This window comes from Levilactobacillus angrenensis (assembly GCF_003946085.1).
Lineage (GTDB): Bacteria > Bacillota > Bacilli > Lactobacillales > Lactobacillaceae > Levilactobacillus > Levilactobacillus angrenensis.
Map to the genome: position 1 here is coordinate 124,604 of NZ_RHOB01000006.1, position 16,124 is coordinate 140,727.

Below are 16,124 nucleotides of genomic sequence, written 5' to 3' on the forward strand. Positions count from 1 at the left end.
CTTCTTCACGAGATATATCATATCATGATTTCAGAATTACGCAAGACCTTTTTGTTAAAATAATCACAATTAATTTAACTAGCTTACTATCGCTTATGTAGCAGGACTTACGGGTGATTGATATGTAAGCGCATACACATTATTCAAAACAAATCAGCCATTTTATTTTCTGTGAATAATATCACTACCTGACTATTTCGTTTTCATAACTATCGACCGTCTTTTTCATAAAACGCCCGTTATCTTGCCGGTCGCGCCGGTTATTTTCTCAGGTAACCGTCGTACCATTGTGCTAAAGTAGTAGGTAAACACATACCCGAAAGTTCCGACAATCTCTGGGGCTTTTCGTGCATCGAGAGGAGTTGAGAACTGTGCAAGCTTGGCGGTTCTGGCGGGAAGCAACCCACCACTTTTTCCAGCACTGGGGGAGTTACGTCACGCTGGTCTTCGTGACCAACCTGGCTATCAGTTATTTGGCGGTGCCAGCCTTAACCTGGCTGACATCCGCGCTGATGGCGTGGCAACACGTTCCCTACGTGTCTTATACCAATATTGGCGCCATCGCGTTAAACCATCCCCTGGCCATCGTTGGCCTGCTTTTGATTTTACTGGCGGTCGTTACCCTGATCTACTGGCAATTCGCTTACCTACTACTGGGGATCATCAATATCCGCAACGGCCGACCGGAATCTACCCGCGCCTTGCTGGGGGACACGGTCCGCAGCATTGCCGGCGCCTCACCCAGTACCTTTTTCTTCTTTATTGGCTACTTCATCGTCATCATTCCATTTGGTAGTGAGCTGTTCACCACGCCCCTACTCAATAAGGCCAAGATTCCCGCGTTTATCGTGAGTTACCTCCTGGCTAACCCACTGTGGGCCGGGTTACTAGGCATCGTCTACGTGGTGGCGGCCTACATCGGTATCCGCTTGATTGCGGTCCTCCCGCTGATGATGCTTGACCATTACCACAGTCGCGAGGCCATCCGCTTGAGCTGGCAACGGACGCGCCACAATTTCTGGAATTACTTTAGTAAAATTGTTTTGACGTTGGTCTTGATCAGTGCCGTGGTTTTTGTCATTTACGCCATCCTGTACATCGGTCAGGTGCTGTTCGACAAGACCGGCGTGGCACTGGTAGCGGCGACCGCCAACCTCTTCTTGATGGAAGTGATCACGGAATTTCTGGTGTGCTACGCCACAGTGCTGTTCATGATGATCATCTTGAGCAGTCACGACACTCACCAGCAGACGCCCCTGTCGCTCTTTAGTTTCCGCGAACCCGCCAAGACCAAGCTGCGAACCCGCCTGCTAATCATCAGTGGTCTGGCCGTCATCAGCGCGACCCTGGTCGGCTTCAACCTCATTTACTTAAACGGCCTGGCCATGACCAAGCCGCTGACGATTGCTCACCGCGGGGTCGACGATGGCAATGGCGTGCAAAACACCATCCCCGCCATGGTCAAGACTAGCCGGGAAAAGCCGGACTTCGTGGAAATGGACGTCCGCATGACCAAGGACCACCAATTTGTCGTGATGCATGATGGCAACCTAAAGGCACTAGCCGGGCTGAAACGGTCCGTGGCCAAGATGACGCTCAAGCAATTGACTAAGGTAACCGTCACGGAAAATGGCTATCAGGCCAAGATTCCCAGCTTCAACCACTACCTGAACACGGCCATTCGCCACCACCAAAAATTACTGATTGAAATCAAGACAGGCAGCGCCGATACGCCCGATCTCACCCAACGCTTCTATCGGCAATTTGGTAAGCGCATCCTCGCTAACCACGAGCAGATTCACACCCTCAGCTATAAAATTATGAATCAGCTGAAGACGGAACATCCCGACCTGTTCGTCAGCTACATCATGCCGTACAACCTGACGTTCCCGCACACCCGCGCTAACGCCTACACCATGGAATCGACGACACTCAATGACACCTTCATCGACCAGGCCAATCGCCAGCATAAGAAAGTTTATGCCTGGGACATTGATACGATTATCAACCTGGACCAGATGATGTTTTTGGGGGCCAACGGGGTCATTACCAACAACCTGTCTGTCATCCAACAAGAAATCAAGGACAACACGGATCATCCGAGCTACGCCAACCTGTTGTTGACGCTGATGAATGATTTATCACTGGAATCGCAGACGCAATAACTGTACACACGAAAACGACCGCCGACACAGGGCTTAGCCTGGTCGGCAGTCGTTCTTTCTTTCGGCCTTTAATTTCACCTAATAAAGTTCAAACATATCTCTAATGCCACTTAGCGCTTGCTTGAGCGTTACCTGATTAACATGATCGACGACTTCGCCATTTCGTGCAATAAAATCATACCCCAACAGATTGCTCAATACCGCAAACCCATGAATCTTATTTCCCTGAATTTTAAGCCCCACGGGAAAATGCGCAGGCAGCTTAGAGGTTATTGGAAAGCCAGCAATCATTCCAGTTCGCTCGTTATACAAACTGGAACTCATCACCAACATTGGTCGTCGAATATTCTTTTCATTATGGTCACCATACTCATGGCCAGTATGTGGCTCTGCATCAATCCAAATTAAATCGCCCTGATCAGGATATTTACCAGACATTTTCTTTACCCACTGCTTGGCCATTGTCACCAAGTCCTAATTCTGCAATACCTGCACGTAAGTTATACTCAGGAGACTTTTCGAAAATATTCCTATGCACCGGTACCAAGGAAATTACCCCGTTCGCTTCCTGTATAACATCAAATTCTGTTCCTTCCTTGGCGTCAATGCTAGCCGGAATTGTTACCATTAGTGAATTACCTTGTTTTCGTGCCTTTACAGTCATTATCTTCGCCTCCGATGTAATTACAAGTTCTCGCAATATTTTTGCTTATTCGTTAAAAATACCATCCCCAGCAACCCGGAGATGGTATTTTCCTTTACTTCTTTTCAATTTTACGAATCGGCCGCTTGATCAGGTGCAGTAACTTTTCTGACTGTAAGCGCGCTACCACGGCATCGACAGCGACCTGCATGAGCTTTTCATTCAAGTCCTTGGCCGCGGGTTGGACCTGGTCTTCACCCAAGTGGTGGAGCCGGTCTTCCAGGCGGTCAATGAAGTTATCATAGGCTTGCTTGGGATAATCGCCTGCCGTAATCTGATCGATCCCCGAGCGCACCGTATCCGTCTGGAACATGGGCTTGAGGAGGCTGATCATTAAAATATCGGTCAGCTGCATGGTCTGATATTTTTTCTTCACCGGTGCCAAAATCACGTTATGCTTCACGTAATTGTTAATCATCGCGGGCGTAATCATGTCAACGCCCAACGGCCCCAGCACATCGTTGATCAGTGCGGTCACCTGGTCCATATAGAGGTCAAACTTCGGTAAATCATCCCAGCGTGGTAATTTAACGCCGTGCATCTGGTGTTCCCAACGGGTGTATTGATTAAAATCAGCCATGTCTTTTCCCTAACCTTCCGTTTCTAGCTTCAATTATAACATATAATCTAGTCCCAGCGACTAGCTAAAGCCTAAATCTGACAATTCACCTAGCGCCAGCGAATCTTACTTAAAATCCGGTGACCCAAGACATCTTGAACCAGAATAAAGACCGGTATGACGCTAATCATCAGCGGTAGATAGAGTAGCGCTAATTTCCAATTGAATAGACTGACCAACGAGAAGATTGGGCCAAAGAAGATGAAGATGATGGCAAATAACCCCGCCATCAACGCCACCAAGCCGACCTTGAAGCGGTTCAGTGGCCGCGCCACCATGACCAGGGCATTGAGACTGATGAGGCCGGTCATCAACACACTCAGCGTCGAAGTCGTCGCAAAGCTCAGGTTGAATTGCGTGCCTATCCCCATGATGACCAGAATGTAGCCGACCACACAGACGGCGGCTGGGGCGGCAATCTCCATAACTTGTTTCATAAAGCGCCCCGTGATGCGGGCGTAGTTGGGCTGCAGCGCCAGGAAGAACGTGGGAATCCCCACCATCAAAGACGAAATTGGCGTCAGCTGGATCGGTTCAAACGGATAGCTGCGGCTCATAAAGATAAAAATCAGTGTCAACGCCACGGAATACATGGTTTTGATCAAGAAGAGTGAGGCCACTCGCTCAATGTTGTTGATGACCCGGCGACCCTCATTTAAGACGTTGATCATCGCGTCAAAGTTGGAATTGACCAGCACGAAGTCGGCCAGACTCTTGGTGGCTTCACTCCCCGAGGCCATGGCAATACTGCAGTCGGCCTGGCGTAAGGCCAACAGATCGTTGACCCCATCACCAGTCATGGCAACCGTGTGCCCGGCTTCCTGATAGGCCTTGATCAGCGACTCCTTTTGCTGCGGCGTCACTCGACCAAACACGTTGTAGTCCGCCACGAGTTGGGCGTAATCTGGGCTTGGCCCCACCTGACTCATGTCGATCAGTTGCTGGGCACCAGCAATTTCTGCCCGTGCGGCGATGCTCGCGACGGTAACGGGGTTATCGCCGGAAATGACCTTCAGGGCAACATCCTGATTGGCAAAGTAGCCAAAGGTATCCTTGGCCCGCGGTCGGAGCTCATCGGTAATCAGCACCAACCCAATGGCTTGCGGCGCAGTCGGCCGCGGGGTGGCTAAATCAGCGGCGGTGGCCAGGATGAGCACCCGGTAGCCTTGCGCCGCCAACGTTTGAATCCGTTGATGGACTGCGGCGGGAACGGTCTCGAAGATAAACTCGGGCGCGCCCATGATGGTGGCTTGCCCAGCGAGGATGGCGCCACTCCATTTGCGTCCGGAGGAAAATGGTAGGACTTGGCCAGCCTGCACTGACGGCGTTCCCAACGCGGCTTGAATGGCTTGCGCCGTTTCGTTGTCATCGCCAGTAGCGGCGACCAGTTGGGCCAGCTGCGTTTGGGCGGCCTGCTGGGTAACGGCGCCGAGCGGTTCGACCCGGTCTAATTGAAGCTGGCCGTTGGTAATGGTCCCGGTCTTATCCAGACACAACACGTCAACCCGGGCCAACGCCTCAATGGCGGGTAACTCCCGCACCAGCACGTGATGCCGCCCCAGGGTGAAGGCCCCCGCGGCCAACGCCACCGACGTCAGTAACACCAAGCCTTCGGGAATCATACCCACCATGGAAGCCACCGTGCCCAGGATGGCGCGATTTTGGCTCTGTCCGCGGAGCATGGCGGTAATGAACAAGGCGGCCCCCAACGGAATAATGGCAAACGTCAGGACCTTGATAATGCGATTAATAATCGTGAGTAATTGACTGGCACTACGACGTTTTTGCTTAGCGGAGTGGGCCAGTTGTTTGACGAAGCTCCCGTGGCCAACCGTCGTGGCCTGGACCATCGCCCGCCCACCGAGGATGACACTCCCGGAGACCAAGTCATCCCCGGTGGCCTTGCTGATGGGCGTGGCTTCCCCAGTAATTTGCGACTCATCGACCTCCAGTCCCGCGGTGTCGCGGATACGGCCATCGACCGGCAACTGGTCACCCCGGCCGAGTTCGAGGATATCGTCTTGGACGATGGCATCCTGGTGGTACGCCGCCACCTGTCCGTCCCGCAAGACGTTGATCTTGCCTTCCGACAACAGGGCCAGCTTATCGACCTGACGTTTTGACCGAATCTCTTGGAAAATACCGATCCCGGTGTTGACCACCACGACCCCTAAGAAAAGTAAGTTTTTATAGCTCCCGGTCACCAACACCAAGGCCCCCAGGAGCACGTTGATCAAGTTAAAGAGGGTTAATAGATTATCCCGAAAGATTTGTTGCACACTACGGGTCAGCGGGGGCAAGGGGTCATTCTGCTGACCGACCGCCACTCGCTGGGCCACCTCAGCGGCCGTTAATCCTAAATCTAACGGCGTATCTTCACGTTTTGTTGTGGTCATATCCCCGTAGCCTCCTTCACAATTGTTTACCCTTTCATTGTACTAGATATCCCCACCTCATCGCCCCTATTTCGTTTAGTTTTGGGTAATCTTTTACGGAATCGCAACCAATTTTGTCGGCGAATGCCCCGCAACGTGAAGAGAAGACTATACTGGAATTGGTAGCAAACTATTCAAGGGGAGGGTTTATTTTGAATCATAAATCTACAGCGGTTATTTTATTTATTCTCTACGTTATTTTGCTGGGATGCATGTTAGCCCACCAAGATATGTTAGCCATGTGGTTGATGACCTTTGGCATGCTGATTGAGGCTGGCGTGAACCTTTACGACCAATTCAAGCGTCGGTAAGCGTTGTCATTTCTATAGTTTTAGCTTAAGATTAGAAGTATTATGTGTGGCGTACCACACACGAAATGACTGACGGTATCTGCCGTCAAGGAGGAAATTTAATGGCACCTACCAAAATCACCAACACCATCAAGCTCGCGGACGGCAATCGCATGCCGGTCATGGGCTTTGGGACTTACAAAATCGGCGACCAGGAAACCATGAACACCGCCATCGACGCGGCTTGGAATGCGGGTTACCGGATGTTTGACACCGCCATGTTATACCGTAACGAAGACATCTTGGGACCAACGTTACAGCAGCTAGGCTTACCTCGTGAAGGCCTGTTTTTGACCAGTAAGGTCGCCGAAGTCGTCCAGGGGTATGACCGGACCATGAAGGCCGTCGAAGGCTCCCTGAAGCGCCTACAGACCGATTACTTGGACTTGTTGCTGGTCCACTGGCCTGTCCGCGAACACTTCTTTGATACCTGGAAAGCCATGGAACAGCTCAAGGCTGACGGCAAAGTCCGTTCAATTGGCGTGTCCAACTACACCATTTCTCACCTGGAACTGCTCGCCACGCAAGCCAAGGAAATGCCCGTCGTCAATCAGGTGGAATATCACCCCTACCTGAACCAACAGGCGCTGTTTGACTACGACAAAGAAAAAAATATCGTGACGGAAGCCTGGAGTCCGCTGGGCCGGCGTGCCGTGCTAGACAACCCCATGCTGATGAAGATGGCCAAACACCACCAGAAATCAGTCGCGCAAATCGTCTTGCGCTGGGAACTCCAACACGAACTGGTTACGATTCCCAAGTCCACGCATCCCGACCGAATCAAGGAAAATGCCGAAATTTTTGACTTCGACCTGGACGTTGATGAAATGACCATGATCGACATCCTCAACCGCAATGAGCGGACGGGGAACGAACCAGAAATCGTTTACGAAACCGGTAAGCAATACTAAGCCTGCTGGACTGGGCAACGCTGTGAGAGCTGGTCGCCTACCGTCCGCCCCAGCGTTCCAACCCATATTTGGTGGACTCCCGGCTACGGTGCCGATTGTCAGCAGCGATTACGTTGTTTCAACTGCCATCGGCTATTAGTTATTAATATCATCATTGCTTAAAAAACGCAATCGACTTGTCATCTCGGCGAGTCGGTTGCGTTTTCTAATAGCAATCTGGCGGTGTTCCCCAGAACAGGCGGAACGCTGGCTGACGCAGGCTCCTGGTTTCGCCAACCGCAAAAAAGCAACCAACTTACCATTTCAGCAGGTCGGTTGCTTTTCTATAACACAATATTTTTAATCGTTAGCATGCTTGCGTTGGCGAATATCGTACCAGATAATCCCCATGACCCCGAACAGGATTGGCCCGACCAGCATCCAAATCGTGCTTTGTACGTCGCCGTTTTCCAAGATAGGTTGGACCAGCGTAAAGGTGTTGGCGCCCAAGACCACGATGAACACGACCCAGCTGATGATGGTCGTCCAAGTTGGGGACTTGTAGACCTCAAATGGCTTCATGATATCGCGGTTGTGCTTGAATTTCGGAAAGGCGTAGACCAAGAACAGGTATGGTAACGTCATGGAGACGTTGGCCATCAAGGTCAAGATGTTGTAAAACGCCGAGGCGTCCGTTGAAGCAAAGGAGGCCAGCAGGATAATGACGATAACCACCGCACACTGCAGCATCATCGCGTAGCTCGGCATGTCATTGGCATTGAGCTTGGTAAACTTCTTCGGCCACATGGATTTGGGCGTCCCCATGATCAACGTCTTCAGTGGCGAATACGTCAACGTGAAGAAGGCCCCTGAGTAAGCCAGGAACATCCCCAGCCCCGTGTAACGGGCGAACCACAGGCCGATTGTGGTGCTCGTTGCGGCACTCAATCCCAGCGACTCACCCAAGACATCCCCGAGGTTGCGCATCATCACATAACTGATGTTCCCCATGTTGGTCGTCGGGTCGGACAGGACCTTTTGCCAGTTCGTGCTGATTCCCCAGCACAGAATCCCAATGGCATACCCCAGCGTGATGACGATGGCCGAGATGACAATGGCTTTGGGGAAAGTCTTTTCCGGGTTCTTAGTCTTATCGACCATCCCCCCGAGGACTTCTAGCCCCCCGTAAGCAAAGATGGCAAACACGGCAAAGCTCATGATGCCCATTGGTTGCTGGTAATTCGGGTGTGGCGAATGTAGGAAGGTATTCAGTGGTTGGGCAAATTCGCCGTGGCGTAAGGCCAAGACAATGCCGGAAATGACCAGCAGGATGGCGTTTAAGCTCATGACGGCTAATCCACCCAGGCTGGTGATCCGGACGATACCCTTGACCCCTTTGATGGAGACCCACGTCACCAAGATCATCCATAGACACGACAGAATCCCAATGACCTGCGTGGCGTTCATCCCGGCAAAGGCGAAGTTCTGCGTTTGGTCACGGCCAAAGAAGGTCGTGGTAAACGGAATCCAAACCTTGGCGGAAGTGGAGACCAGCCAGATGATGTAAGACGCAAACCACATGAAGGTCCCGATAAACGCAAATCGCGGTCCGACGCTGCGGTCCAGCCACTGGTACATCCCGCTCCCCTCGTCAGACTTAATGGCAGCCCCATATTCCGCCATCATTAAAGCAAACGGAATGAAGAACAGGACTGCGGCGGCTAAGTAAAATAGAATCGAAGAGTAACCCATCAAGAAATAGGCTACCGTACTGTTGGCAAAGCCAAAAACGGTCGTAAAGATCATCATGACTAAAGCCATTAAGGTGATTTTATTGTTATTATTATCAGCCATTATTCTCTCTCCAATATTTTTAAACTGCCCGTTTGTAGGCGCTTTATTAGTTTACATGAGAGACAATACAATCCGCTGGCATTTCAATAATAGCTGGGTGAATTTTTCGTGTGATAACTGAATGTTTTCTAATGCGGCGTGGGGCGAAACAAACTCACGGTCGCAAAAAAGCGCCCTCGCCAATTTCAGCGAGGACGCTTCATTGTTTACGAATCGATTAGTCGATACTAATGTGATGGTTGTCTTCAACCTCAGTTTGCTTTGGCAACGTCAAGGTCAAGACGCCTTCATCATACTTGGCTTCAACCTTCTTCAAGTCAATGCTTGGCAGGTAGAAGGAACGCGCAACGTTTTGGCTGCTACGTTCTTGACGGAGAACCCGGCCATCGTCATCCTTCGTGGCTTGCTTAACTTCGGACTTCCCAGAAATCCGCAGCGTGTCGTCACGATAATCGACGTGGATGTCTTCCTTCTTGAAGCCAGGCATCTCAGCCGTAACCACGTAATCCTTATCGTGTTCAACCACATCAGTCTTCATGGAGCCATCGCCGCTAAACATGTCGCGTCCCAGGTTGCCCACTTCATTAAAGAAATTCATTGGATCAAAGAAATCAAAGTTCCGGTTCATAACATCGTTAGTCATAATCAATAACCCCTTTCTGTCTTCCTTGTTTACATTTTCTATAATAGTCAGTATTAGTCAGAATTGCAAGTAATTAGCACTCGACTATCCAGAGTGCTAATACTCGTTCATAAATACCGTTGCTTAGGTGTTTATGTAAATGCATTTTAAATCCAGCCATCATAAAGGTCAATTATTTTGTTTAAAGGTCAAAGAAAAACTAGTCGGCTTGCGGCTGCTTACCTCCTGGTCGACACAAATTAAAAGAGCTTGCCACGCTGGCAAACTCTTCTGCTGTCACTCTTTAAATTTAGATAACCGCTTTTCTGCAGTATGATAGACTTTTTTGTCCGCACGCCGCCCAATTGCCACAATTTGAATGACCTGAATCTGTTGGTCTACCTGGCGAAAGACGATACGGAGTCCCAGCCGCTTATTTTTTAATTTACGACAACTGCTGAGCTCACCGGCTAACGGTTGTCCAGCACGCACTCCTAGAAGGCGAATACGGTCCAACCCCTTGTCGACAAAGACCTTTTGCGACCCATCGAGTTGCTGATAGTCTCGCCAGGCTGCAGAAAGATACGTGAGTTGGTAAGGGTGATTCTGATCGGCCATCAGTCCCACCCATCATTTTTGTCAAGGTGCGGGGTCTCGTTGGCCACTGATCCACGCACCGTTTGATCATCCGCTAACGGTGCCTGTTCGTGGTCTTGGCGGTGCAAGCGTTGGGCCACCAGATAATCCTGTTCTAACTCAAATACGCGATCTTGGAGCGCCTCGTTTTGATTGACCAATGCCTCATAGTCCGCCACGTCCAGAACCACACCGGCCGGTTGATCCCGATTGAAAATGTAAACCCCAGTCTGCTTTGCTGCTGCCCGGGCAAACAGCTTGGTCGGTGACTTCTTTAAATCTGTGATATTACTGAAGGGGATATTCATTGTCCGCATGTCTTGAGCCTCCCTTTTTGCTCTGATTATACCGGATATCACGATGTTAAGATAGCCAAACGGCTTATAAAAAAACTTTATGCAGTCTTTAAAAAGACTACATCATCTAAAAAAAGAGCAGCCAGGTCATCCCAGCCACTCCACTTCATTTAGTAACGATAATAATAACCAGTTTGACCCTTGCCTGGTCCCATTGGTGGCAAGTAACAGCGCAAAGTCGTCTTGCCGTGATGCTTCAGCTTTTTCCAGTAAGGCCACTGATCCGAGTAACTTTGGCCCACGTAATAACCCCATTTGCCCTTGGAAATTGACAGATCACTGTACCATGTCGAATCGCCAACGCGTTTGGCAACCTTAAACGTCTTGCCAGATAAGCGATGCCATTTACGCTGGCCCGCGTTCTTCGTTTTCCACTGCCATTTGGTAAAAATCACCTTGTCATAACCATGCTTTCGCGAATTGTAACTGCGCCAATGGCCTCGCAAGGATTTCGGCACCACCGTGTAATGTTTCTTAGCTGCCTGCGCAGTCACCGAACTGCTCGTCATCAGCGTGACACCACCGATTAGCGCCAGTAAAACGGTCAGTGTGACCCAACCTTTTTTCATCCCTAACTCACTCCTCAATCACCTATTTAGCGGTATTAAATACTAGCTACCTCTTATCATACCCCTGATGGTTCTGAAGCCAAAGGGTTATTTGCGTGGCCAAACGACCCACCGCCCCAGCAGGCCTAGCCAGCCCAGTGCGGTCACCCACAAGAGTAGTTGGGATTAGCAGTCGCAAAAAAAAGCAGCCAGGTCATCCCAGCTGCTCTCTCATTAACTTTAGTAGGTTTCTTGCTTGACAACGTTATTGATAATCTTTTCGCCTAAGGCTTCTGACAACTTGTGTAGCCCGGCTTCACGGGTCTTCACGATATCCATATTGAAGATGATGGAATCAATGTCACCACCGTCAAAGTCGAACTGTTCGAAGTAGACGTAAGGATCGTGGTCATCGTCGTCGTTTAAGAAATGCTTCATAACTGCATCAGATAAAGCGGTTGCCCATTCTAAATCTGCCATCTTTGGTAAATCTTTCTTCGTCACATACCCCGGATCAAGAACCAACTTCGCCGCTTTTTCCACGTCTTCCTTAGGAATTTGTACGGTCGTTTCTGCTTTTTCCTTATCTTTAGGTGTATCTGCCATAATCAAAATCTCCTTTGATGTTACTGACTTCAGTCTAGTCCTTTTTGGCCGAAACGTTAAGTATTCCTTCGCCATTTAGAAGAGTTGGTGAATCATTAGTCCAACCAAGCCAGTTGGTTGCAATTGAAATGCCTTTCTGAGTGACTAAATGTGGGCCAAAATGGTTGCGCCTATCTGTTTTCTAATCCCCGCCAGACCGGCGTTTAGCCACAATCAGTCAGTGGATGTGATTGGCAACGACCGGTGACGTGGTCAATTTTCGGGGAAATCGTTAAAATTTTACGATGTTCGGTTGCTATACGGCCCCAGAAAGGGTAAAATTTGCTTCAATTCACCCCCTGTGAAAAGGGGATGAGACGCGCTATAATGAAGAGATAGAACGATATGAAATGAGGAATGATGTGTGGATAGCGGTCAGATAGTTGTGAATCTAATTATTATTTTAATTACCTTCTTTTTTGCAGCTTTCTTTGTTGCCTGCGAATTTGCTTTGGTCCAAACGCGGCCTAGTGCTCTGGAGGAAAAAATTGCCGAACGAGACAAGCCGTCGACCAAGCTTAATCGGGCCATGAAAATGGTTACCAATTTAAATGAATATTTATCAACGACTCAAGTGGGGGTTTCCCTCGCTGGGATCATCTTAGGGTGGATTGGGGAGACGTTCTTCGTTGACCTATTATTAGGCGGCATCGCCCCAGCTCACCTGAACGGCGCTACGGCCCACACTATCGCGGTTATCGTCGGGGTCTTATTACTGACGTACCTCGAAGTGGTCTTCACGGAAATTGTCCCGAAGAACATTTCCATTGATATGCCCATGAAGGTTTTGATGCTAGTGGTCACGCCACTGCATTACTGCCACGTCCTCTTTTACCCGTTCGTTTGGTTACTCAACAGCAGCGCGTCTGGTGTGGTCAAACTGATGGGCTTAAAGGTGGCCAACGAAAGTGACGAAGTCTTCTCTCAAGCTGAAATTTTAAACCTCTCACGCAGTGCCGTTGAGGGTGGCGAACTGGAAAAAAACGACCTGGTCTACATGCAACGGGCGTTTGAGTTAAATGATAAGGTCGCTAAGGATATCATGATCGACCGGACCCAACTGGTGGTCATCGACATCACGGCCAACGTCAAGGAAGCCTTGAACGTTTACCTGCAAGAACGCTTTAGCCGGTTGCCAGTCGTTGCCGATGGGGATAAGGATAAGATTTTAGGATACGTCTACAATTACGATTTGATTCGTCAACAGCAAGTGGATTCTCACATTCGCATTGATAAATTAATTCGGGATATCTCGACGACGCCCGAAACAACGCCAATCACCCAGGTACTGCAACAAATGATCAAGAAGCGGACCCCTATCGTCGTTGTCGTTGACGAATACGGTGGGACTTCCGGGATCATCACCGATAAGGATATTTATGAAGAGTTGTTCGGGACCGTCCGCGATGAAATCGACGATGCCAACGACCAGTACATTTTCAAGCAACCCAATGGCACTTACCAGGTCAACGGGAAGATGACGACCTACGACTTTGAACGGTACTTCAACACCGATATCAAGGGCTTTGAGGCCTCCGATACGGTCACGATGGCCGGGTTCATCATTGACAATTACCCGGACGTGAAGGTCAACGACGTCATCCAACTAAAGAACTTCGATTTGAAGGTCTTGGATTACGAAAACTCCTTCATCAATTGGTTAGAGGTCACGGTCAACCCGCCGCAAAAACAAATCACCACGGCGGATGCTGAAGATACTGACAAGAAAGATAAGTAATGAAAAGCCCCGTTGCTCTTAGTTGAGCAGCGGGGCTTTGTGTGGATATCGATTAACTTATGCTAAACTACTAAGTAACCAAACTAAGGGAGATTCGTCATGAAAAACGTAACGATTGCTGATGTTGCCAAAGCCGCAGGGGTGTCCGTCACTACCGTTTCACGGTTCATTAACGGCAACTATAAAAAAATGAGTGATACAACAAAGCAACGTGTTCAGCAAACCATCACCAATTTGCATTATGCACCCAAAGCCTCTGCCCGCAAGATGCGCCAAGACTTCAGTCAAATGATTGGTGTCGTGGTCGGCGATATATCTAATGTTTTCTCTTCATTACTATTCAAGGGAATCTATGATGTCTTACAACCAGCTGGATACGACGTTTTGCTTATGAACTCTAACAACTCGTTGATAACTGAACAAAATGAATTAGCTCGGCTATTTACTCAACAGGTAGATGGCTTAATTTTACAGCCTAACGCCAAAACATTCACCCCTTACCAGCAAATTCAAACAGCACAATTACCACTAGTAATGGTGGACCGGGAAACACTGAATCAGCCCCAAGACGTTGCCACTGTTGTTTCCAGCAACTTCGATGCTAGCCACCAACTAGCTGTCAGATTGGCCAGTCAAGGATATCAACACATCATTACCGTAAGCCGAACATTAGCCGAGACCTCCGCGCAATCAAAACGAATTGCTGGTTTCACAGCTGGTGCTATCCAATCACAACAAACCATGACTAATTTAGAAACGGCCCACCATGATCGCAACTGGTTACAGCAACAACTTCACTCTAAAATAGCGACTACAATTGGAAAAACTGCGGTTGTTTCTCTCATGGGTCCCGTCTTGTTTGACCTCTTGGCTGTTTGTCGGTCACTTCACCTGACCTTTCCTAACGATATCGGTCTGATTAGCTTCGATGACTGGACCTGGTCACAGTACGTGAATGACGGAATCTTCCTACTCCAGCAGCAGCCTGAACTCATGGGTCACGTGGCTGCTGAGAAATTGTTGCAACAGATTCAGCAAACGCCGATTACCACTATGACTTATATTCCAGTAAAAACGATCGAGAAAGCATCATTGTGAATCAAAACGAGTCCGGACAACAAATGGTCCGAGCTCGTTTTGTCTTAAAGTTTAATTTAGACGAATAGAGATACCCCTAATACCGAGAGTAACCCGGTTATAGATAGAACTGAAGTAAGCGTCGTCCATGATAAAAATGTTTCCTTCAATGTCAGACCGAAGTACTCCTTGATCATCCAGAAGCCTGCGTCATTAACATGATCTGCAAAAACCGATCCCGCACCAACAGCTAAGACCATCAAAGCCGCATTGGCACCAGTTTGAGCAATCAACGGTGCCACTAATCCTGCAGCTGTCAAGGAGGCCACCGTCGCAGACCCTAAACTGACTCGTAATAAAGCAGCTACTAGCCATGCAGCTAATAGTGGTGACATATTAGTATGAGCAAAAATTGTGGAAATGTACTGGGAAATTCCACCATCAACTAGAACTTGCTTGAAGGCGCCACCCCCACCAATAATCAACAGCATCATGGCAATTTGTTTTGACGCTTCAACCATCGACTGACTAACCTGTTTCATGTTTAGATGACGTGAAATCCCCATGGTATAAACAGCAAACAATAGTGACAATAGCATAGCAGCATCCGGCGCCCCAATAAACTGAATCGTTTGATTCACCACGTTCTCCTTCGGTAAAACAAACGAACAAATTGTTGCAATGGCAATCAGAATAACCGGCATCATTGCTGTCAAGACACTGATACCAAAATGTGGTGTTTCTGCTAAACGAAATTCCTTAAAGTCCCCCAGTACACTAATATCTACATCTTTCCGATATACTCGCGGATAAAATTTATGTAACGCCCAATTAAAGACTGGCCCACAAACTATAATTGTTGGAATAGCTACGATAACTCCTAATAGTAAAACATGGCCTAAATTTGCATGAAAAATACCTGAAATAGCAGTTGGTGCTGGATGAGGCGGCAAAAATGCATGTGTCACATTCAGCGTAGCCGCCATTGGAATTCCAAGATATATCAATGGCAAGTCAATTTCTCGTGCAATCACGAAAATAATTGGGAGCAAGACAACCAGTCCTACTTCAAAGAAAAGCGCAAGTCCGACGATGAACGAAGCTAGGACAACCGCAATCTGGATTTGACGGCGGCCAAACTTATCAATTAGCGTACGTGCAATTCGAAAACCACCACCTGCATCAGAAACTAAACGACCAAGCATTGATCCAAATCCGAAGATGACTGCTAGATGGCCAAGTTGGCCGCCAATTCCAGTCTCGATACTCGTAGGAATTTGGCTAATAGGTATCTTCAAAACTAGAGCAATCACGAACGAAGTAATAATTAACGAGACAAATGTATTCAACTTTGCTTTAACAATTAGAAATATTAGCAAAGCAACTCCAAAAGCAACAATAAGTAATGGCATCTTAATCTTATCCTTTCTAAGCCTGATTGTTACTTAATTCACATTAGTAAGTAGGTAGTGCTATTAATTTTTGC

The 16,124-nt window shown here is 48.6% G+C and carries 16 protein-coding genes; 5 read left to right on the forward strand and 11 right to left on the reverse strand.

Features of this window, described 5'->3' with window-relative positions; genetic code table 11:
• Positions 1-371: 371 nt before the first annotated feature.
• Complete coding sequence (locus EKM83_RS05065; protein ID WP_125575544.1) at positions 372-2,165, forward strand: glycerophosphoryl diester phosphodiesterase membrane domain-containing protein; 1,794 nt, start codon at positions 372-374, stop codon at positions 2,163-2,165.
• A 78-nt stretch (positions 2,166-2,243) separates the two neighbouring features.
• On the opposite strand, the gene EKM83_RS05070 is transcribed toward EKM83_RS05065, so the two are convergent.
• The 4 genes from EKM83_RS05070 to EKM83_RS05085 form a co-directional block, all read right to left on the reverse strand.
• Positions 2,244-2,627, reverse strand: a complete 384-nt coding sequence (locus tag EKM83_RS05070; protein ID WP_225418623.1) for a type II toxin-antitoxin system PemK/MazF family toxin — start codon at positions 2,625-2,627, stop codon at positions 2,244-2,246.
• Positions 2,593-2,829, reverse strand: coding sequence for a type II toxin-antitoxin system PemI/MazE family antitoxin (gene mazE, locus EKM83_RS05075; protein WP_125575545.1), 237 nt, complete (start codon positions 2,827-2,829; stop codon positions 2,593-2,595). The genes EKM83_RS05070 and mazE overlap by 35 nt, the downstream gene beginning before the upstream one ends.
• Positions 2,830-2,923: 94 nt before the next feature.
• Entirely contained in the window at positions 2,924-3,448 is a 525-nt protein-coding gene (locus tag EKM83_RS05080) for a DUF1836 domain-containing protein (protein WP_125575546.1), read from the reverse strand.
• A gap of 89 nt (positions 3,449-3,537) precedes the next feature.
• On the reverse strand, positions 3,538-5,883 hold the full coding sequence (locus EKM83_RS05085; protein WP_125575547.1) for a cation-translocating P-type ATPase: 2,346 nt from the start codon (positions 5,881-5,883) through the stop codon (positions 3,538-3,540).
• A gap of 191 nt (positions 5,884-6,074) precedes the next feature.
• Between EKM83_RS05085 and EKM83_RS13280 the strand changes: the two genes are divergently transcribed.
• On the forward strand, positions 6,075-6,233 hold the full coding sequence (locus tag EKM83_RS13280) for a hypothetical protein (RefSeq protein ID WP_164505596.1): 159 nt from the start codon (positions 6,075-6,077) through the stop codon (positions 6,231-6,233).
• 101 nt (positions 6,234-6,334) lie between these two features.
• Positions 6,335-7,183, forward strand: a complete 849-nt coding sequence (locus EKM83_RS05090) for an aldo/keto reductase (protein WP_125575548.1) — start codon at positions 6,335-6,337, stop codon at positions 7,181-7,183.
• 339 nt (positions 7,184-7,522) lie between these two features.
• Here the strand turns inward: EKM83_RS05090 and yjeM are convergent, their stop codons facing one another.
• From yjeM to EKM83_RS05120, 6 genes are all read right to left on the reverse strand, one after another.
• Entirely contained in the window at positions 7,523-9,016 is a 1,494-nt protein-coding gene (gene yjeM / locus EKM83_RS05095) for a glutamate/gamma-aminobutyrate family transporter YjeM (protein ID WP_125575549.1), read from the reverse strand.
• Positions 9,017-9,233: 217 nt separating this feature from the next.
• The gene (locus EKM83_RS05100) at positions 9,234-9,659 is read right to left on the reverse strand and encodes an Hsp20/alpha crystallin family protein (protein ID WP_125575550.1); all 426 of its coding nucleotides are present in this window, start codon (positions 9,657-9,659) and stop codon (positions 9,234-9,236) included.
• A 276-nt stretch (positions 9,660-9,935) separates the two neighbouring features.
• Positions 9,936-10,256 (reverse strand): addiction module toxin RelE, encoded by a 321-nt coding sequence (locus EKM83_RS05105; RefSeq protein ID WP_125575551.1) that lies wholly within the window; start codon positions 10,254-10,256, stop codon positions 9,936-9,938.
• Positions 10,256-10,591 (reverse strand): type II toxin-antitoxin system Phd/YefM family antitoxin, encoded by a 336-nt coding sequence (locus tag EKM83_RS05110; RefSeq protein ID WP_125575552.1) that lies wholly within the window; start codon positions 10,589-10,591, stop codon positions 10,256-10,258. The genes EKM83_RS05105 and EKM83_RS05110 overlap by 1 nt, the downstream gene beginning before the upstream one ends.
• 149 nt (positions 10,592-10,740) lie before the next feature.
• A complete protein-coding gene (locus EKM83_RS05115) occupies positions 10,741-11,199 on the reverse strand; it encodes a hypothetical protein (protein WP_125575553.1) in 459 nt (152 codons plus the stop codon).
• Between the two features lie 219 nt (positions 11,200-11,418).
• A complete protein-coding gene (locus EKM83_RS05120; RefSeq protein WP_125575554.1) occupies positions 11,419-11,784 on the reverse strand; it encodes a hypothetical protein in 366 nt (121 codons plus the stop codon).
• Between the two features lie 403 nt (positions 11,785-12,187).
• On the opposite strand from EKM83_RS05120, the gene EKM83_RS05125 reads away from it, so the two are divergent.
• Both EKM83_RS05125 and EKM83_RS05130 read left to right on the forward strand, forming a co-directional pair.
• A complete protein-coding gene (locus tag EKM83_RS05125; RefSeq protein ID WP_125575555.1) occupies positions 12,188-13,561 on the forward strand; it encodes a hemolysin family protein in 1,374 nt (457 codons plus the stop codon).
• Between the two features lie 99 nt (positions 13,562-13,660).
• Entirely contained in the window at positions 13,661-14,659 is a 999-nt protein-coding gene (locus EKM83_RS05130) for a LacI family DNA-binding transcriptional regulator (protein WP_125575556.1), read from the forward strand.
• A 56-nt stretch (positions 14,660-14,715) separates the two neighbouring features.
• Here EKM83_RS05130 and EKM83_RS05135 read toward each other — a convergent pair whose 3' ends face one another.
• Positions 14,716-16,050: a gluconate:H+ symporter gene (locus EKM83_RS05135; RefSeq protein ID WP_125575557.1), complete on the reverse strand. Its 1,335-nt coding sequence runs from the start codon at positions 16,048-16,050 to the stop codon at positions 14,716-14,718.
• Positions 16,051-16,124: the final 74 nt, after the last annotated feature.